The organism is Streptomyces sp. NPDC056222 (assembly GCF_042264065.1).
In the GTDB taxonomy this organism is placed as follows: Bacteria; Actinomycetota; Actinomycetes; order Streptomycetales; family Streptomycetaceae; genus Streptomyces.
Window position 1 is genome coordinate 30,144 of record NZ_JBHJTL010000062.1, and the last position, 18,671, is coordinate 48,814.

Sequence of the window (18,671 nt, forward strand, 5' to 3'; positions counted from 1 at the left end):
CGCGGGAAGGGGCCACGGATTTCCGTGACCCCTTCCCTCTGCTTCCGTCGCGGATCACCTCAGGTGCGAGGTGTCGTTCAGGAGCCGTACGGAGGCGTTGCCGTCCGCGTAGTACGCGACCGCCGACAGCGAGGCCGCCGAGAGCTCCATCCGGAACAGCGACTCGGGCGGGGCTCCGAGGGCCAGCCGCACGAGCGTCTTGATGGGCGTGACGTGCGTGACGAGGAGGACCGTACGGCCTGCGTACGCGGCGGTCAGCCGGTCCCGGGTCGCGGAGACGCGGCGCGCGACGGTCGCGAAGCTCTCGCCGCCACCGGTCGGGGCGGCCTTGGGCGAGGCGAGCCAGGCGTCGAGGTCGTCGCCGTGACGCTCCCGCACCTCGGCGAAGGTCAGCCCCTCCCAGGCACCGAAGTCGGTCTCGCGCAGCCCGTCCTCGATGCGCACATCGAGGCCCAGGCGGGCGGCGACGGTCTCCGCGGTCCGGCGGCAGCGCTTGAGCGGGGAGCTGACGATCTCCTGGATCGTCCCGCGCGCGGCGAGCGCGGCGGCGACGGCCTCGGCCTGCCGCATCCCGGCGGCGGACAGTTCGGGGTCGGTGCCCCCGCTCCCCGAGAACCGCTTCTCGGGTGTGAGCGCGGTCTCCCCGTGCCGGAGCAGCACGAAGGTGGCGGGAGCCCCCATGTCGGGCGCACCCCAACCGGGCGCGGCGGCACCGCCGGTGCGGGCTGCGCCCTCGGCACCGGACACGGCAGGCTTGGGCTCGTGGCCGAGGACACCCGCCTCGGCCTCGAAGTCGCCGCTCTCCGCGGACTCACGCTCGGCCGTGGCGGCCGCCGCCAGCGAGGCGCGTGCCTGGGCCGCGATGGTCTCGTCGGCGGCGAAGAGGCCGTCGTCGGCCGGGACACCCGCGTCCGCACGCGTACCGGCACCGGAGCCCGTACGCGCACCGGAGGCCGCACCCGTACCCGCGAGTGCTGCCCGCGCGCGGGCCGCGCCCGCCGTCGCGTCGCCGGGAGGGCCCGAGGGCGCCGTCGCCGCGCCGCGCGCCGCGTTGCGCGCCGCCGACGACTCCAGGGCGGCCGAGGAGGCCGAAGGCTCCCACTGCTTGCCCCGCTTGCCCGCGTCCATCGCCTCGTTGGCGAGGCGGTCGGCGTGCTTGTTCTTCTCGCGCGGGATCCACTCGTAGCGGACCTGGCGCGCGGGGAAGACCCGTGCCGCCTCCGCCGCCAGCGGCTTCATGTCCGGGTGCTTGATCTTCCAGCGGCCGGACATCTGCTCGACGACCAGCTTGGAGTCCATCCGGACGTGCACCTTGGCGTCCGGGAACAGCTCACGCGCCGCCTTCAGACCGGCCACCAGGCCCTTGTACTCGGCGACGTTGTTCGTCGCGACGCCGATGTACTCGGCCCGCTCCGCGAGCGTCTCGCCGGTCACCGGGTCCAGGACCACGGCCCCGTACCCGGCCGGCCCCGGGTTCCCCCGGGAGCCTCCGTCGGCCTCGACGACGACTTCCGTGATGGCCGTCATTACAGGCCGGACTCCGACGTGCGAACCAGGATCCGACGGCAGTTCTCGCACCGCACCACCGTGTCCGCGGCGGCCGCCCGGACGTCATTGAGCTCGGTGATGTTCAGCTCGATGTGGCAGCCCTCGCACTTGCGCTGGTACAGCCGCGCCGCGCCGACACCGCCCTGCTGCTCGCGCAGCTTCTCGTAGAGCTTCAGCAGGTCGGCCGGGACGGAGCCGGCCACCAGCTCGCGCTCCTTGCCGACGGACGCCGCCTCGCCGTCCAGCTCGGCCTGCGCCGCGTCACGGCGGGCGGTCGCGTCGTCGGCCTTGGCCTGGACGGCGGAGGCCCGCTCGGTCAGCTCGGCGACCCGCTCGGTCGCGGACTCACGGCGCTCCATGACCTCGAGGACGATGTCCTCCAGGTCGCCCTGGCGCTTGGCGAGCGAGGTGATCTCGCGCTGGAGGCTCTCCAGGTCCTTCGGGGAGGAGACGGCGCCGGAGTCCAGGCGCTGCTGGTCCCGGACGGCACGCTGGCGCACCTGGTCGACGTCCTGCTCGGCCTTGGTCTGCTCGCGGGCGCAGTCGCTCTCCTCGGTCTGCGCGGCGACGAGCAGGTCGCGCAGCTGCGTGAGGTCCTTGTTCAGCGACTCGATCTCGGCGTGCTCGGGCAGGGACTTGCGCTTGTGGGCGAGCTGCTGGAGACGGACGTCCAGGGCCTGGACGTCGAGGAGTCGGATCTGGTCGGCGGGCGCGGCGTTCAGTTGGGGGCTCCAGGGGAGTTGTGATGGGAGGACCAGGGGTCGGTGACCGTCTTCGAGACGTGGACGCGCAGGTCCCAGCCGTGGCGGTCGGAGATCTCGTCGAGCTGGGCGGCGGCCTGCTCGCACCAGGGCCATTCGGTGGCCCAGTGGGCGGCGTCGACCAGGCCGATCGGCCCGGTCGACGTGAGTGCGGCCTGGGTGGCTTCGGAGACCGGGTGGTGGCGCAGGTCCGCGGTGAGGAAGGCGTCGACTCCGGCGGCCCGTACGGCGCCGAAGAGGCTGTCGCCGGAGCCGCCGCTGACCGCGACCCGGCGGACGGTCATGCCCGGGTCTCCGGCGACCCGGATCCCCTGCGCGGTGGCGGGCAGCCGCTTCGCGGCGCGGGCCGCGAACTCGGCCAGCGTCTCGGGGTGGTCCAGCTCGCAGATCCGGCCGAGGTTGGTCTCGGGGACCAGGGGGCCGGTGATCCGCAGGTCCAGGGCGCCGGCGAGGGCGTCGGACACCCCGGGGTCGGCGGTGTCGGCGTTGGTGTGCGCGACGTGCAGGGCGATGTCGTGCTTGATCAGCGTGTGCACGACGCGGCCCTTGAAGTGGGAGGCCGCGACCGTCGTCGTGCCGCGCAGATAGAGCGGGTGGTGGGTGACGATCAGGTCGGCGCCGAGCGCGATCGCCTCGTCGGCGATCTCCTGGACGGGGTCCACGGCGAACAGGACGCGGCCGACCTCGGCGTCGGGGTCGCCGCAGACCGTGCCGACGGCGTCCCACTCCTCGGCCCGCTCGGGCGGCCAGAGGGCGTCGAGCGCGGCGATGACTTCAGACAGACGGGGCACGGGGGAAAGGCTACCTGGCCGCCCTGCGCGCCTGAACCGGCGCGGCTTTCGCGGAGGTGGCCGGGCGCCGTCGGGGTTGCTCCATCGATGGTCTCGGGTGACCGTGGCCGAGCGGAGCCCTGGCGCCGCCGGTCGGCGCCAGGGGCTTCGCCGCCTACTTCACGAGGTCGGCGCGCAGGTCGTCGAGGACGCTGTCGGCCGCCGTCACGCCGAGGCCGAGGTACCAGGTCTCGTCCGGGACGTCCTTGGCCCGGTCGGCCTTGACCGCCGTGAGGTTCTTCCACAGCGGGTTGGCCTGGGCGGTGTCGCGCTTGGTGGCCTTCGGGTCGCCGTAGACGCCGGTGAAGATCCAGTCGGCGTCGGCCTGGTCGATCTTCTCGGGGCTGATCTCGGCGGCGAGGTCGTCGATCTGCTGGTTCTTGGGCCGGGGCAGGCCCGTGTCCTCGAGGATCGTGCCGATGAAGGACGCCTTGGCGTAGAGGCGGATCTTGCCCGGGAGGTAGCGGACCATGGAGATGGTCGGCTTGTTCGGGCCGATGTCCGCGCCCAGCTGCTTCGCCTTGGTCTCGTAGGCGGCGAGCTTCGTCCTGGCGTCGGCGGTCCTGTCCAGGGCCGCGGCGTTGAGGAGGTAGTTCTCCTTCCAGGTGAAGCCGGGGCGGATGGAGAAGACGGTGGGCGCGATCTTCGAGAGCTCGTCGTACTTGTCCGCGGCGCGCAGCTGGCTGCCGAGGATCAGATCGGGCTCCAGGTTGGCGATCGCCTCGAGGTTGAGGTTGTTGATGGTGCCGACGGACTTGGGGCTGCCGGCGTCCTTCTTCAGATACGTGGGGATGCCATCGTCTCCCTCGGCGGGGGCGTAGCCGACCGGCTGGATTCCGAGCGAGACGACGTTGTCGAGTTCGCCGACGTCGAGGACGACGACCCGCTTGGGGGCGGACTTGATCTCGGTCGTGCCGAGCGCGTGGGTGAGGGTGCGGGGGAACTGGCCGGCCTTGGCGTCCGTACCCATGGCCGCTGTCTTGGCCGCCGCGTCACCGAAGTCCTTGCCGCCCGTGGCGACGTCCTTCTTGGCGGCGCCTTCCTTCTTTTCCGAGGTGGCGCCCGGTGCGCCGTCGCCGCTTCCGCATGCCGCGAGGGAGAGCGCGGCGGCGAGGGCGACGGCTGCGGCGGTGCCGCGGCGGCGGAGTGACATGAGGGGTTCTCCTGTACGGGTACGAGGACGGCGGCTAGGGATCGGTCACGGAACGGGTCCCCTACCCGGCCTCGCGCCCGGAGTCCCAGACTCCACTTAGGGTCGCCTTACCTTAAGCCCCACCGCTCTCGCCAGCACAGCCACCCCCCTCCCCTCAGCAGAATCGATTCACGGCCACCCTTATGTGTGAAGTGACCGGGCTCGTGTTGTTCGGCAGGAAGTGCGAAAACTAGCTTCGGTGGCCGGAGGTGACGAGACGATGACAGTCTGTGCCATCGAGACGGCGGCGGGGGGCGGCGGCGCCGTGTGGCCCTCGCGGTTCACGATCACGGCGAACGGGGCGTACGCGGCACGGCTCGCCGGTACCGGCGACGCCCTGTACGCGGAGCGCTGGACGCTGGACGGGCCGGAGCCGTACGCCGTGCCCCTTCCGCTCGACCAGCCCGAGGAGCGCCACACGCAGCTTCTGCCCCTGGCGGACGGACGGGTGCTGACCGGACGCCGGGTGGACGGCGACCGCCACACGTTCTCGCTGCTGTACCCGACGGGACCGGGGACGGGAGAACTGTCCCTGGGGTCCGTCGAGTCCGCGGACCTCACCCTGCTGCCGCCCTCGCCCGACGGCATCTGCGCGTACGCGATGTGCGTCGGGGCGGACACCACCACGATCTGGCTGGTGGCGGGCGGGGCGTTCGGACCCGAGCAGGTCGCCGAGGTCAAGGGCCGCTGCACGGGCGGGGTCTGGCTCGACCGTACGGGACGGATGCTCGCCCTCGACCGGCGGCTGGGCGACGGCCCGGTCAAGGCGGTGGCGGTCGACCTGGAGCGGAGCGGGGAGGCGACGCCGCTGCTCCAGCTCACCGAGGAGAGCGACGACCGGCTGCTGATGGCCGACCCGGACAGCGGGCTGCTGCTGATCCGCTCGGACGCTCCGTCACCGGGGCACGAGCGACTGGGGTGGGGCGTCCTCGGCAGTCTGCTGCCGATTCGTTTCCCCGAGTGCCTGCGGCTGGACGACGCGGCGGTCACCCCGTTCGCGGTGCAGCCGGGGCAGGTGCTGCTGCCGGAGACCTGCTCGGTCGCGCTGCGGATCGACGCGGCGGCGGGAAGCTGGGTCGGAATGTGGCGCCCGTCGGATCGCCGGATGCACCAGCTGGCGGTCCCGGCGGGGTGGCTGGCCGGGTCGGGGCTCTGGACCGCGGAGGGCGTGCTGCGGCTTCCGTACGCGACGGAGGAGGCGCCCTGCGGACTCGCCGGCCTGGAGGTCCCGCCCGACCCGGAACCGGCACGGGTCGAGGTCACCGTGGAGCCGCGGGTCTGCCGCCCGGTCCCGCTCCAGCAGGCACCGCTCGCCGACCGCAAAGCCGCTGACTAGACTCACGCCCGCACGACAACAGCAATCACTACGGGGTGAGTTCCACCATGTCGGAAGCACGTACGGACGGGACGGAGCCGAACGGCTCCGGAAAGCATCGCGGCGAGGCGGCGCCGTCGGAGGATTCCACCTCCTCCCCCCACGGCCGCCACCGCCGCGACGCCGACCAGTAGCGACGGCACGGCGCCCGCTTCGGGGACGACCTCCCCGTCCGGCCCCGCCGCCGCCACGGCAGACACGAACGGCCCCGGGGCATCCCCGGGGCCGTTCCCGTTCCCGAAACGCTCGACGGCACGAGGCCGCCGGTCAGCCCTTCTTCAGACCCAGGACCTCCGCCGCCGCGAACGTCTCGCCCGGCGGGCGGCCCGCGTAGTGCGGGGACAGCAGTCCGTCCAGCTCCTCGTACGTGAAGGCGTCCTTCGACGTGTCGAACTTGGCCGACACCCTCGGGCGGTCCACGATCGCGACCATCCCGCCGTGGACCACCAGCAGCTGGCCGTTGACCGACGCCGCCGCCGGCGAGGCCAGATAGCCGACCAGCGGGGCCACATGCTCCGGTGCCAGCGCGTCCAGCTCCCCCGCCGCCGGCTCCGCGAAGCCCGCGAAGACGTCCTCCGTCATACGGGTGCGCGCCCGCGGGCAGATCGCGTTCGCCGTGACGCCGTACTTGGCCAGCGCCAACGCCGTCGACGTCGTGAGACCCACGATCCCGCCCTTGGCCGCCGCGTAGTTCGGCTGCCCGGCGGAGCCCGCGAGGAAGGCCTCGGACGAGGTGTTGACGATCCGGCCGTACACCCCGGACTCCCCCGCCTTCGCCCTCCCGCGCCAGTGCACCGCCGCGAAGTGCGTGGTGTTGAAGTGCCCCTTGAGGTGGACCCGGATCACCGAGTCCCACTCCTCCTCGCTCATCGAGAAGACCATCCGGTCCCGCAGAATGCCCGCGTTGTTGACCAGGACGTCCAGCTTGCCGAACTCGCCGACCGCCAGGTCGACAAGGCCCCGCGCGGTCTCGAAGTCGGCGACGTCGCCCAGGTGCGCCACCGCCCGGCCGCCCGCCGCGCGGATCTCCGCCGCGACCTCCTCGGCGGGCGCGGCCGACGCCGCGCCGGAGCCGTCCCGCCCCGCCTGCCCGTAGTCGTTGACGACGACGGACGCGCCCAGCCGGGCGAGTTCCAGCGCCTCGGCCCGGCCGAGACCCCGGCCGGCGCCCGTGACGATCGCGGACAGACCCTCAAGGGGGAGTGACATGTGTCGTGGTCCTCTCAGATCTCGATGCAGGTACGCAGCGCGACACCCGTACGCATCTGCTCGATCGCCTCGTTGATCCCGGAGAGCGGGACCCGGTGGGTGATCAGGGACTCCAGGTCGATCCGGCCCGCCCGCCAGAGCGCGATGGCCCGCTCGTACGAGTGCAGCACGTCACCGCCCCCGTACATCGACGGCAGGATCTTCTTCTCGTCGAAGAACAGCTCGAACATGTTGAGCTGCAGGAAGTCGTCGAGCGCGCCCGCGCCGACCACGCAGAGCGTGCCGCCGCGCCGGGTCGTCTCGTACGCGGTGCGGGCGGTGGCGGACTTGCCGACGACCTCGAAGACGTAGTCGAAGCCCTCGCCCGCGGTGATCCGCTGCTTGGCGTCGGCGAGCGCGTCGGGCGCGACGGCCTCCGTCGCGCCGAAGCGCAGGGCCGCCTCGCGCCGGGACTCGACCGGGTCGACGGCGACGATCTGGGCGGCCCCCTGGAGCTTGGCCCCCTGGATCGCCGAGATGCCGACGCCCCCGCAGCCGATGACGGCGACCGAGGAACCGGCCTGCACCCGCGCCGTGTTGATGGCCGCGCCGAGCCCGGTGGTGACGCCGCAGCCGATGAGGGCGGCGATGTCGAAGGGCACGTCGTCGGGGATCGGCACGGCGCAGCCGGCGTCGACGACGACCTCCTCGGTGAACGTGCCGGTCCCCGCGAATCCGAAGACCTCCCCTCCGGGCCTGCGGAAGTTGGGGGTGCCGGCGTTCATGAATCCGGCCAGACACAGCTGCGTCTGGCCGCGCTTGCAGGCAGGACAGACCCCACAGGCGGGCAGCCAGCACAGCAGCACCCGCTGCCCTTCGCTCAGCCCGGTGACGCCGTCGCCGACGTCGAGGATCTCGCCCGCGCCCTCGTGGCCGGGGATGAACGGCGCGGGCTGCGGGAGCACGCCGCTCATGGCGGAGACGTCGGAGTGGCACAGTCCGGTCGCCCTGACCCGGATCCTCACCTTGCCGGGGCCGAAGCCCACCGCCTCGACGTCGTCGAGGACCTCCAGTTTGTCCTGGCCGATCTCGTGCAGTACGGCTGCGCGCATGGTGCGGGCTCCAATCACGAATACTCGACGAGGGTGTCGGCGAGCACCGGAGCGTCGTCGCGCTCGACCGCGGTGACCGACACCTGGACGCGGCCGGGCTCGGGAGAGTCCTGCCAGATCCTGATACGCAGGGTCTCGCCGGGGAAGACGATCCCGGCGAAACGGGTGCGGTAGGACCGGACACGGGCGACGTCTCCGCCGAGCACCGTGTCCACCACCGCCTTGAGGGTCATGCCGTACGTGCAGAGTCCGTGGAGGATCGGCCGGTCGAAGCCGGCGAGCTCGGCGAACTCGGGGTCGGCGTGGAGCGGGTTCCAGTCGCCGGAGAGCCGGTAGAGCAGGGCCTGGTCCGGGCGGATGGCCCGCTCGACGGTCTTGTCGGGCTCGCGGCCGGGGAGTTCGAGGCGCTCGGAGGGCCCTCGGTCGCCGCCCCAGCCGCCCTCTCCCCGTACGAAGATCTGGGCGTCGCTGGTCCAGAGCGGGCCGTCGTCGTCGGCGACCTCGGAGCGCAGGACGAGGACGGCGGCCTTGCCCTTGTCGTGAACGGCGGCGACGCGCGAGGTGGTGACGGCCCTGCCCTTGACGGGGATGGGCCGGTGGAGGGTGATCGTCTGGCCGCCATGCAGGACCGCGGCGAGGTTGATGTCGATGCCGGGCGCGGAGAGCCCGCCGACGACTCCCATGCCGGCGCCGGCGACGGTGGCGAAGCTGGGCAGGACGTGCAGCCGGGACTCGAGGGTGTAGCGGAGCCCGTCGGGGTCCGTGGCGGGGACGCCGGCACCGAGTCCGAGGTGGTAGAGCTGGATGTCCTTGTGGTCCCAGGCGATCTCGGCGCTGCGGGGCTCGGCGGCCACGGCCTTGGCGGCGTCAATGGGCATCGGGATGCTGCTCCTTGGAGATCCCGGAGGATCCGTGAAGAGGGAAGACCTCGGTGCGACCGTCCGCACCGTCGGCCGCACCGAGGCCGTGCGGGACCGCCCCGTACACGCCCGTTCTAGAACGCGTTCTAGGTCGGTAGATCCTCATGTATAGCCGAGCGGGGGTGAGTTGAGAACCCCCTGACACTCATGGCTGACGGTACGTCAGCTACCGCTCCGACGCGAGGGGCAGGACATTTGTCCCCATGAGGTCCGTACATTCGCTCCTGCCGCCGGACGGGCCCGGGTCCGTAGCTTCGATGACATGACGAACGATCCCGCGACGGTGTTAGGGAGTGGACATGGGGGACATCCGGCGGCGGTGGACCGTGACGGCACGAGCACGGTCGGATCGGGGACCGAACGGGCTCAGCCTGCTGCCGTGGCTGCTGATGGGAATGGGCGCGCTCTCCCACCTCATTCAGGGTGACGCGCCGAACCCGGTGATCGGCGGTCTCGGTCTGTTCACCTTCAACACGCTCTACATCGCGATCGTGGTCAGGGCCTTCTCCCCGTGCCACCGGGAGACCCCGCTCACCTGGGGACTTCTCACCGCCCTTGCCGCACTCACCTTCGCGCTGGCCATCGGCTACGGAAGGGAGTGGCTGCTCCTCTTCCCCCTCCTGGGACTCGCGGTGGGGGCGGTGGTGCGACGGAGGAAGCGGCTGGGGAGGATCACCGTCCCGCTGGTCCTGGCGGTCGGGGTGGTGACGTTCTGGCGGGACGGCTGGAACTCCTTCGGCGTGGTGTACGGCACGTTCATCTCGGTCATGGTGACGGCGGCGATCCTCGCCCTGGACGAGACGGTCCGGCAGCTGCGGGCGACCCGGGAGGAGCTGGCCCGGACGGCCGTCGAGAAGGAACGGCTGCGGTTCTCCCGGGATCTGCACGACCTGCTCGGGCACACCCTGTCGGTCGTCGTCGTGAAGTCGGAGGCCGCCCGCCGGCTCGCCCCGCACGACATCGACGCCGCGCTCGCGCAGGTCGCCGACATCGAGTCCGTCGGCCGTCAGGCCCTCACGGAGATCCGGGAGGCCGTCACGGGCTACCGCGAGGGCAGCCTGGCCACCGAGCTGGACCGGGCCCGCGACGCCCTGTCCTCGGGTGGGATAGAGCCGGTGGTCCGCCAGTCCGGCCCTCCCCTGGAGCCCCGGACGGAGGCGCTGCTGAGCTGGGTCGTACGGGAGTCGGCCACGAACACCCTCCGGCACAGCGGGGCGACCCGCTGCGAGATCAAGGTCGGTGGTACCCCGGAACGGGTCCGGCTGACCGTCACCGACAACGGCCGCGGTGGTGACGCCGCCACCGCGGGCAGCGGTCTGAAGGGCCTGCGCGAGCGGGTCGCGGCCGCGGGCGGCACGCTTGACTCGGGACCCGCCCCGCGCGGAGGGTTCCGGGTCACCGCGGAACTCCCCGTGGAGACCCAGGCGTCGCAGGAGTGGGAGACCACGGGATGATCAGAGTTCTGCTCGCCGAGGACCAAGGGATGATGCGGGGCGCGCTGGCGCTGTTGCTCGGGATGGAGCCCGACATCGAAGTCGTCGCCCAGGTGGGGCGGGGTGACGAGATCGTCGACGCGGCACTGAACAGCCGGCCAGAGGTGGCTCTCCTCGACATCGAACTTCCGGGCCGTTCCGGCCTCGACGCCGCCGCCGATCTCCGTGACGAGGTGCCCGACTGCCGGGTCCTCATCCTCACGACCTTCGGGCGCCCCGGCTATCTGCGCCGGGCGATGGAGGCCGGGGCGGCCGGCTTTCTGGTGAAGGACGGGCCGGTGGAGGAGCTGGCGGTGGCGATCCGCCAGGTCCTGCGGGGTGAGACGGTCATCGACCCGGCGCTCGCCGCAGCCGCTCTGAGCGCGGGCCCGAATCCACTGACCACACGCGAACGGGACGCTCTGGGCGCGTCCGTGGACGGTGCGACGATCGCCGACATCGCCACGACGCTGCATCTGTCCGAGTCGACCGTCCGGAACTACCTCTCGTCCGCGATCGGCAAGACCGGCACCCGCAACCGTATGGAGGCGGTACGGGCGGCCCGGCAGCAGGGCTGGCTCTGAGCCGTCGGTTCCTGGGCGGTCGACTCCTGGGCGATCGGCTCCTGGGCGGTCGGCTCCTGGGCGATCGCTTCCTGAGCCGTCGGTTCCTCAGCGGTCGGGCTCCGAGTCGTCAGGCCCTGGGCTCCGGCCGCGGCAGCCAGATCAGCATGAGGGCCGCCGCGGCGACCAGCACGCCCGTCGCCGTACGGAAGGCCAGGGCGTAGCCCTCGGTCAGCGCCTCGGGGGTCGTGGCGCCGCCGGTCCGTGCCACCGCGACGGTGGAGAGGACGGCCAGGCCCAGCGCGCCGCCCATCGTGCGGGAGGTGTTGACGAGGCCGGAGACGAGACCCGCGTCACCGGGGGCGGCGCTCGAGGTGGCGAGCGTGGCGAGGGGGGTGGTGAGCAGGCCCATGCCGAGCATCATCAGGATGCCGGGGCCCAGGATGACGGTGAGGAAGGTGTCGTCGGCGGTCATCGTCGACTGCCAGCCGAAGCCGGTCGCGGCGACGAGCGCGCCGATGACGGCGAGATTGCGGGCGCCTGCCGCCGGCATCAGACGCGGGGCCAGCTTGGAGCCGACGATGACGCTGACCGAGCTGGGCACCAGGGCGAGACCGGCCTGGAGCGGGGTGTAGCCGAGGACGTTCTGCGCGTACACCGTCATGAAGAACCACATGGCGAAGGAGGTCGAACCGCACACCAGGATCGCCACGTTGGCGGCCGCGACGGCGCGCGAGCGGAACACCTTCAGCGGCATCAACGGGGCTGCCGTGCGCGCCTCGACGGCGACGAAGACCCCGAGCAGCACCAGGCCACCGGACAGCGGCAGCAGCGTGGCCGGATCGCCCCAGCCGACTTCCTCCGTCTGCACGATGCCGTACGCGACGGCGGCGAGGCCTGCGGTGACGAGGACGGCGCCCGGCAGGTCCAGCCGTCGGCCGCCCCCGGTCCTGCTCTCGCTCAGCCACAGCATGGCGCCCACCAGGACCAGGACGCCGACCGGGACGTTGATCAGGAGCACCCAGCGCCAGGAGAGCAGGTCCACCAGCACACCGCCGACGAACCCGCCCGCCGCGCCACCGGCCGCGCCGACCGCCGTCCAGGTGCCGATGGCCCGGGTGCGCGCGGGCCCGACCGGTACGGCGGCGGTGACGATGGTGAGCGTCGCCGGCGCGAGCACCGCGGCGCCGAGACCTTGGGCCGCACGGGCCGCGATCAGTTGCCAGCCCTCCTGCGCGAGCCCGCCGGCGACGGAGGCGGCGGTGAAGAGCCCGAGACCGAGCAGGAACATCCGCTTCCGGCCGAAGAGATCGGCCGCCCTGCCGCCGAGCAGCATGAATCCGGCGAAGGCGATGGAGTAGGCGCTGAGGACCCACTGCAGTCCGGTGGCCGAGAGGCCGAGGTCGGTCCGCATCGACGGGAGCGCGACGTTCACCACCGACACGTCGAGCACCACCAGGAACTGGCCCGCGCACGCGGCGAGTACCACGAGCCAGGTGCGCGGGGCGGGGCGTAGGGAGGCGGGCTGCTCGGTGACTGACTCGGTGCGGACCATGCCTGTGATGGTCGCAGACGGCCCGTGCCCCGTACATCGGGATTCGGTCCTACGACCTCCGGAGCATGGTCACCACCGCCGCGCCGCCGAGCCCGATGTTGTGCGCGAGGCCGACGCGGGCGCCCTCGACCTGACGGGCGCCGGCCTCGCCCCGCAGCTGCCAGACCAGTTCGGCGGCCTGGGCCAGACCGGTGGCACCCAGCGGGTGGCCCTTCGAGATCAGCCCGCCCGAGGGGTTCACCACCCACCGCCCGCCGTACGTCGTCGCGCCCGACTCGACGAGCTTGCCGGACGCGCCCTCCTCGCACATGCCGAGGGCCTCGTAGGTCAGGAGCTCGTTGATGGAGAAGCAGTCGTGCAGTTCCACCACGTCCACGTCCTCGATGCCGAGGCCGGAGCGCTCGTACACCTGCCGGGCGGCGGCGCGGGACATCGGCCGGCCCACCGCGTCGATGCACGATCCCGAGTCGAAGGATTCCCCGGTGTCGGTCGTCATGGCCTGCGCCGCGATCTCGACGGCCTTGTCGTGCAGCCCGTGCTCGACGACGAACCGCTCCGAGACCACGACCGCCGCCGCGGAGCCGTCCGAGGTCGGCGAGCACTGCAGCTTGGTCAGCGGCCGGTGGATCGTCTTCGCCGCGAGGATCTCGTCGACCGAGTACACGTCCTGGAACTGGGCGTTGGGGTTGTTCGCCGAGTGCCGGTGGTTCTTGGCTCCGACGGCGGCGAGCTGGACCTCCGTCGTCCCGTACCGCTCCATGTGTTCCCGGGCCGCGTTCCCGAAGATCTGCGCGGTCGGCGGGGACACCTCGAAGCCGTGGGCGGCTGCCATGATCCCGTAGTGCCGGGCGACCGGCGAGGTCTTGAAGTCTCCTCCGTCGGATCCCCCGCCCAGCGCCCCCCGCGCCATCTTCTCGAAGCCGAGGGCGAGGACGCAGTCGGAGATCCCGCCCTCCACGAACTGCCGGGCCATCATCAGCGCCGTGGACGCCGTCGCGCAGTTGTTGTTGACGTTGTAGACGGGGACGCCGGTCAGGCCGAGTTCGTACGCGGCGCGCTGCCCGGCCGTCGACGCCTGGAAGCAGTAGCCGACGGGCACCTGCTCCACCTGCGCGTACGAGATCCCGGCGTCGGCGAGCGCCGCCGTCCCCGCCTCGCGCGCCATGTCCCAGTACTGCCAGTCGCGCGTCTCGGGCTTCTCGAACTTCGTCATCCCGACGCCGACGATGTACGCCTTCCCCATCTCCGGTTCCCCCTCAGTCTCTCGGCAGGCCGAGCAGGCGCTCGGCGACGACATTGAGCTGGACCTGCGTGGTGCCGCCCGCGATGGTCAGGCAGCGGGACATCAACAGGCCGTGGACGGCCCGCTCCCCCACGCCCTCCCGTACCGCTCCCTCGGGGCCGAGCAGTTCGAGCGTGAGCTCGGCGACCTTCTGCTGGTGGACGGTCTGGACGAGCTTGCGGACGGATGCTCCCGCGCCCGGTTCCAGCCCGGAGACCTGGAGCATCGTGGTCCGCAACCCGATGCAGGCGAGCGCGTGCGCCTCGGCGGCGAGCGCCCCGATCCGTACCCGTACGGTGCTGTCGGCGTCGGCCGCCCGGTCGATCAGCGCCTCCAGGCCGGAGTCGAAGGCGACCTGGTCGGCCATGTGGACGCGTTCGTTGCCGAGGGTGTTGCGGGCGACCTTCCAGCCGTCGTTCACCTCGCCGACGACGGCGTCGGCCGGCAGCAGGACGTCGTCGAAGTACACCTCGTTGAAGAGCGAGTCGCCGGTGATCTCCTTCAGCGGCCGGATGTCGATCCCCGGGGTGTTCTTCATGTCGACGAGGAAGTACGTGAGCCCCCGGTGTTTGGGGGCGTCGGGGTCGGTTCGGGCGAGCAGGATGCCGTGGTCGGCCCACTGGGCGGCGCTCGTCCACACCTTCTGCCCGTTGATCCGCCAGCGCCCGTCCTCGGTCCGTTCCGCCCTGGTGCGCAGGGAGGCGAGATCGGACCCGGCGCCGGGCTCGGAGAACAGCTGGCACCACAGCAGCTCGCCCCGCAGGGTCGGACCCAGGTGGCGCTCCCGCTGCTCCGCCGTGCCGTATGCGAGGAGGGAGGGGACGACCCAGGTCGCGATCCCGAGCCCGCTGAGCTCGACGCCGGCCGCGTCCAGCTCCCGCTGTACGGCGAGCTGCTGGAGCGGTCCCGCGCCCAGGCCGTAGGGCGGCGGCAGATGCGGGGCGGCATGGCCGGTGTCGGCGAGGGTGCGGCGGGCGGCGCCCGGGTCGAGGCCTGCGGCGGGGGCGATCGCCGCACGCGCCTCGGCGCGGAACGCGTCGGCCTCGGGCGGCAGTTCGAGCCGGAGTTCGCGCCGGGTGCCCTGGGCGGCGAGCCGGACGGCGTGTGCGCGGTGGGTGTCGCCGGGGCCGAGGAGCTGGCGTGCGACGAGGGCCCGGCGCAGGGAGAGATGGGCGTCGTGCTCCCAGGTGAAACCGATGCCACCGAGGATCTGGATGCAGTCCTTGGCGCAGTCGTAGGCGGCGTCGAGGGCGGTGGCGGCGGCGAGCGCGGCGGTCAGGGAGCGGGACGCGTCCTCGGTGGACCGGGCCGCGTCCCAGGTGAGGGCGCGGGCCTGCTCGACCCGTACGAGCATGTCGGCGCAGAGGTGCTTGACCCCCTGGAACTGCCCGATGGGCCGGCCGAACTGCTCGCGCACCTTGGCGTACTCCGCGGCCGTCTCCAGCGCCCGGGCGGCGTTCCCGCAGGCGTCGGCGGCGTACAGCACGGCCGCGAGATCCGTGACGAGGTCGGGGCCGACGTCCAGGATCCGGTGCGCGGGCACGAGTGCGCCGGCCGCGGTGACCTCGGCGGTGGGGCGCGTGGGGTCGGCGCTCCGGTGCGGGCGTACGGCGAGGGTGTCGGTGTCCACGGCGGCCCAGACCGTGCCGCCCGCGGTGCTCACGGCGAGGATCAGCACATCGGCCTGGGAGCCGCCGAGGACGGGCGGCGCGGCCCCGTCGAGGAGCAGCCCGCCCTCGGTCTCGACGGCGGTCAGTCCGCCGGGCGCGAGGGCGACGGCCCCGATGCGCTCCCCGGCGGTGAGTGCGGCGGCCAGCTCCCGCTGCCCGGCCCTGGCCAGGACCTCGCCGGCGAGGACGGAGGGCAGGTACGGCCCCGGGAGCAGCGCCCTCGCGGCCTCTTCGAGCACGACGGCCAGATCGACGAGATCGCCGCCTCCTCCCCCGTACTCCTCGGGCAGATGGATCCCGAGGAGCCCTTGGGCGGCGAGCCCGTCCCAGTGGGCGGGGCGTCCGGTGACGCTGTCCGCCGGCGCGTCGAGGAGCTTGCGCACATCCTCCGGCGGCACGGCCCTACCGAGCCAGCCGCGCACGGACCGGGCCAACTCCCGCTGCTCTTGCGTGATTCCGATGCCCATGCGCGGCAGACTAGAACACGTTCCATTCTGACGGAAGGTCAGATACCGAAGTGATGGGCGGCGCGACGCACCGACCCGCGCCGCCCGGAGCCCGCCCGGAGAAGGGCGCTGGTCAGATCCCGGTGAGGTGCTCGGGGCGGACCGGCGTCTTGTTGAGCTCCAGGCCCGTCGCGTTCCGGATCGCCGCGAGGACGGCCGGTGTCGCGGACAGGGTCGGGGCCTCCCCGATGCCACGCACTCCGTACGGCGCGTTGGGGTCGGCCAGCTCGAGGTAGTCGACCGGGATGGTCGGAGTGTCGAGGATGGTCGGGATCAGGTAGTCCGTGAAGGAGGGGTTGCGCACCTTCGCGGTCTTCGGGTCCACGATGATCTCCTCCATCACCGCGACACCCAGACCCTGGGTCGTGCCTCCCTGGATCTGGCCGACGACGGAGAGCGGGTTGAGCGCCTTGCCGACGTCCTGCGCAACGGCCAGCTCGACGACCTTGACCAGACCGAGTTCGGTATCCACCTCGACCACCGCGCGGTGCGCGGCGAACGAGTACTGGACATGGCCGTTGCCCTGGCCGGTGCGCAGGTCGAAGGCCTCGGTGGGGCGGTGCCGCCACTCCTCCTCGACCTCCACGGCCTCGTCTTCCAGGACGTCCACGAGGGTGGAGAGGACCTCGCCGCCGTCGGTGACGACCTTGCCGCCCTCCAGCAGCAGTTCGGCCGTGGCCCACGCCGGGTGGTACGAGCCGAACTTGCGCCGGCCGATCTCCAGAACCTTCTCCCGGACGAGCTCGCAGGTGTTCTTGATTGCGCCGCCGGTCATGTACGTCTGGCGGCCCGCGGACGTCGAACCGGCGGAGCCGACCTGGGTGTCGGCCGGGTGGATGGTCACCTGCGTGACACCCAGCTCGGTACGGACGATCTGCGCGTGGATGGTGACACCGCCCTGGCCGACCTCCGCCATGGCCGTGTGGACCATCGCGACGGGCTCGCCGTTGACGACCTCGATACGCACCTTGGCGGTCGAGTAGTCGTCGAAGCCCTCGGAGAAGCCGACGTTCTTGACGCCGACCGCGTAGCCGACGCCGCGGACGATGCCCTCGCCGTGCGTCGTGTTCGAGAGGCCGCCCGGCAACGCGCGGACGTCCGCGCCCTCACCGGCCACCTCCCACTGGCGCTCCGGCGGCATCGGGCGCGCCTTGACCCGGCGCAGCAGCTCGGCGACCGGGGCCGGCGAGTCCACGACCTGGCCGGTCGGCATGACCGTGCCCTGCTCCATCGCGTTCTTCTGCCGGAACTCCACCGGGTCCATGCCCAGCTTCGCGGCGAGCTTGTCCATCTGCGCCTCGTACGCGAAGCACGCCTGGACGGCGCCGAAGCCGCGCATCGCGCCGCAGGGCGGATTGTTCGTGTAGAGGCCGATCGCCTCGATCTCGACGTCGTCGATGACGTACGGGCCGACCGAGAGGGACGCCGCGTTGCCGACGACCGAGGCCGTGGACGACGCGTAGGCGCCGCCGTCGAGCACGATCCGGCACTTCATGTGCGTGATCTTGCCGTCCTTGGTGGCCCCGTGCTCGTACCAGAGCTTCGCCGGGTGACGGTGCACATGGCCGAAGAAGGACTCGAACCGGTTGTAGACGATCTTGACGGGCTTGCCGGTGCGCAGCGCGAGCAGGCAGGCGTGGATCTGCATCGAGATGTCCTCGCGACCACCGAACGCACCGCCCACACCGGCCATGGTCATCCGCACCTTCTCCTCGGGCAGACCGAGGACCGGAGCGATCTGGTACAGGTCCGAGTGCAGCCACTGGGTGGCGCAGTACAGGTCGACGCCGCCGTCCTCGGCGGGCACGGCGAGGCCCGACTCCGGACCGAGGAAGGCCTGGTCCTGCATCCCGAAGGTGTACTCGCCGGAGACGATGACGTCGGCCTTCTTGGCTGCCTCGTCCGCGTCGCCGCGGAAGATCGGCTGGCGGTGCACGATGTTCGGGTGCGGGACGTGACCGGCGTGATGGTCGTCGCGGCTCTCGTGCACGAGCACGGCGTCGGAAGCGAGCGCGGAGGCCTCGTCGGTGACGAGCGGCAGCTCCTTGTACTCGACCCTGATCTTCGCGGCGGCGCGGCGCGCGGTCTCCGGGTGGTCGGCGGCCACCAGGGCGACCGGCTCACCGTGGTGGCGGACCTTGCCGTGCGCCAGGACCGGGGTGTCCTTGAACTCCATGCCGTAGTACTTCATCTCGGCCGGCAGGTCGTCGTACGTCATCACCGCGTAGACGCCCGACATGGCCACGGCCTCGGAGGTGTCGATGGAGACGATCTCGGCGTGCGCGACCGTGGAGCGCAGGATCTGGCCCCACAGCATGTCCTCGTGCCACATGTCCGAGGAGTACGCGAACTCACCGGTGACCTTGAGGGTGCCGTCCGGGCGGAGCGTGGACTCGCCGATGCCGCCCTTGGTGTGGTTCTGGGTGACGTTCGTCGGCGTACCCGCCGGAGCGGTGCGCGTGTTCTGAGCCATGGTCAGACCGCCTCTCCCTGACGGGCGGCCGCGAGGCGGACCGCGTCGAGGATCTTCTCGTAGCCCGTGCAGCGGCAGAGGTTGCCGGAGAGGGCCTCGCGGATGTCCTGGTCGGACGGGTCGCTCTGACGCTCCAGGAGCTCGTCGGCGGCGACCAGCAGACCGGGGGTGCAGAAGCCGCACTGGACGGCGCCGGCGTCGATGAACGCCTGCTGGATCGGCGA

Annotated in this window: 16 protein-coding genes; 4 read left to right on the top strand and 12 right to left on the bottom strand. The window is 72.1% G+C overall.

Translation table 11 applies throughout. From position 1 onward, the window contains the following. Positions 1 to 54 precede the first annotated feature (54 nt). The 4 genes from ACFC0D_RS25760 to ACFC0D_RS25775 form a co-directional block, all read right to left on the bottom strand. Positions 55 to 1,527, bottom strand: a complete 1,473-nt coding sequence (locus ACFC0D_RS25760; protein WP_376440344.1) for a bifunctional RNase H/acid phosphatase — start codon at positions 1,525 to 1,527, stop codon at positions 55 to 57. Continuing rightward, positions 1,527 to 2,270, bottom strand: coding sequence for a zinc ribbon domain-containing protein (locus ACFC0D_RS25765; protein ID WP_376440383.1), 744 nt, complete (start codon positions 2,268 to 2,270; stop codon positions 1,527 to 1,529). Before ACFC0D_RS25765 ends, ACFC0D_RS25760 begins: the two co-directional genes overlap by 1 nt. Next, a complete protein-coding gene (locus ACFC0D_RS25770; protein ID WP_376440346.1) occupies positions 2,267 to 3,100 on the bottom strand; it encodes a Nif3-like dinuclear metal center hexameric protein in 834 nt (277 codons plus the stop codon). The genes ACFC0D_RS25765 and ACFC0D_RS25770 overlap by 4 nt, the downstream gene beginning before the upstream one ends. Before the next feature lie 154 nt (positions 3,101 to 3,254). Continuing rightward, on the bottom strand, positions 3,255 to 4,292 hold the full coding sequence (locus tag ACFC0D_RS25775; protein WP_376440348.1) for an ABC transporter substrate-binding protein: 1,038 nt from the start codon (positions 4,290 to 4,292) through the stop codon (positions 3,255 to 3,257). Between the two features lie 259 nt (positions 4,293 to 4,551). Between ACFC0D_RS25775 and ACFC0D_RS25780 the strand changes: the two genes are divergently transcribed. Beyond that, on the top strand, positions 4,552 to 5,667 hold the full coding sequence (locus tag ACFC0D_RS25780; protein ID WP_376440351.1) for a hypothetical protein: 1,116 nt from the start codon (positions 4,552 to 4,554) through the stop codon (positions 5,665 to 5,667). A gap of 47 nt (positions 5,668 to 5,714) precedes the next feature. Continuing rightward, on the top strand, positions 5,715 to 5,840 hold the full coding sequence (locus ACFC0D_RS25785; protein WP_376440354.1) for a hypothetical protein: 126 nt from the start codon (positions 5,715 to 5,717) through the stop codon (positions 5,838 to 5,840). A 133-nt stretch (positions 5,841 to 5,973) separates the two neighbouring features. Here the strand turns inward: ACFC0D_RS25785 and ACFC0D_RS25790 are convergent, their stop codons facing one another. The 3 genes from ACFC0D_RS25790 to ACFC0D_RS25800 are packed head-to-tail and all read right to left on the bottom strand — an operon-like array spanning position 5,974 to position 8,884. Continuing rightward, positions 5,974 to 6,915: a 3-oxoacyl-ACP reductase gene (locus tag ACFC0D_RS25790; protein WP_376440357.1), complete on the bottom strand. Its 942-nt coding sequence runs from the start codon at positions 6,913 to 6,915 to the stop codon at positions 5,974 to 5,976. A 14-nt stretch (positions 6,916 to 6,929) separates the two neighbouring features. After that, entirely contained in the window at positions 6,930 to 8,006 is a 1,077-nt protein-coding gene (locus ACFC0D_RS25795; protein ID WP_376440360.1) for a Zn-dependent alcohol dehydrogenase, read from the bottom strand. A gap of 14 nt (positions 8,007 to 8,020) precedes the next feature. Beyond that, positions 8,021 to 8,884 (bottom strand): MaoC/PaaZ C-terminal domain-containing protein, encoded by an 864-nt coding sequence (locus ACFC0D_RS25800; RefSeq protein WP_376440363.1) that lies wholly within the window; start codon positions 8,882 to 8,884, stop codon positions 8,021 to 8,023. Positions 8,885 to 9,225: 341 nt separating this feature from the next. Between ACFC0D_RS25800 and ACFC0D_RS25805 the strand changes: the two genes are divergently transcribed. Further along, on the top strand, positions 9,226 to 10,380 hold the full coding sequence (locus ACFC0D_RS25805) for a sensor histidine kinase (RefSeq protein WP_376440365.1): 1,155 nt from the start codon (positions 9,226 to 9,228) through the stop codon (positions 10,378 to 10,380). Beyond that, complete coding sequence (locus ACFC0D_RS25810; RefSeq protein ID WP_376440368.1) at positions 10,377 to 10,982, top strand: response regulator; 606 nt, start codon at positions 10,377 to 10,379, stop codon at positions 10,980 to 10,982. Before ACFC0D_RS25805 ends, ACFC0D_RS25810 begins: the two co-directional genes overlap by 4 nt. Positions 10,983 to 11,091: 109 nt before the next feature. Here the strand turns inward: ACFC0D_RS25810 and ACFC0D_RS25815 are convergent, their stop codons facing one another. The 5 genes from ACFC0D_RS25815 to ACFC0D_RS25835 all read right to left on the bottom strand — a co-directional run. Further along, on the bottom strand, positions 11,092 to 12,516 hold the full coding sequence (locus ACFC0D_RS25815; RefSeq protein WP_376440371.1) for an MFS transporter: 1,425 nt from the start codon (positions 12,514 to 12,516) through the stop codon (positions 11,092 to 11,094). A gap of 49 nt (positions 12,517 to 12,565) precedes the next feature. Then, the gene (locus ACFC0D_RS25820; RefSeq protein WP_376440373.1) at positions 12,566 to 13,759 is read right to left on the bottom strand and encodes a lipid-transfer protein; all 1,194 of its coding nucleotides are present in this window, start codon (positions 13,757 to 13,759) and stop codon (positions 12,566 to 12,568) included. A 13-nt stretch (positions 13,760 to 13,772) separates the two neighbouring features. Beyond that, the gene (locus ACFC0D_RS25825; RefSeq protein ID WP_376440375.1) at positions 13,773 to 15,935 is read right to left on the bottom strand and encodes an acyl-CoA dehydrogenase; all 2,163 of its coding nucleotides are present in this window, start codon (positions 15,933 to 15,935) and stop codon (positions 13,773 to 13,775) included. Between the two features lie 112 nt (positions 15,936 to 16,047). Beyond that, complete coding sequence (gene pucD / locus ACFC0D_RS25830) at positions 16,048 to 18,447, bottom strand: xanthine dehydrogenase subunit D (RefSeq protein WP_376440378.1); 2,400 nt, start codon at positions 18,445 to 18,447, stop codon at positions 16,048 to 16,050. Positions 18,448 to 18,449: 2 nt separating this feature from the next. Continuing rightward, positions 18,450 to 18,671, bottom strand: a 222-nt coding sequence (locus ACFC0D_RS25835; protein ID WP_376440381.1) for a (2Fe-2S)-binding protein, incomplete at its 5' end; no start/stop codon positions are given.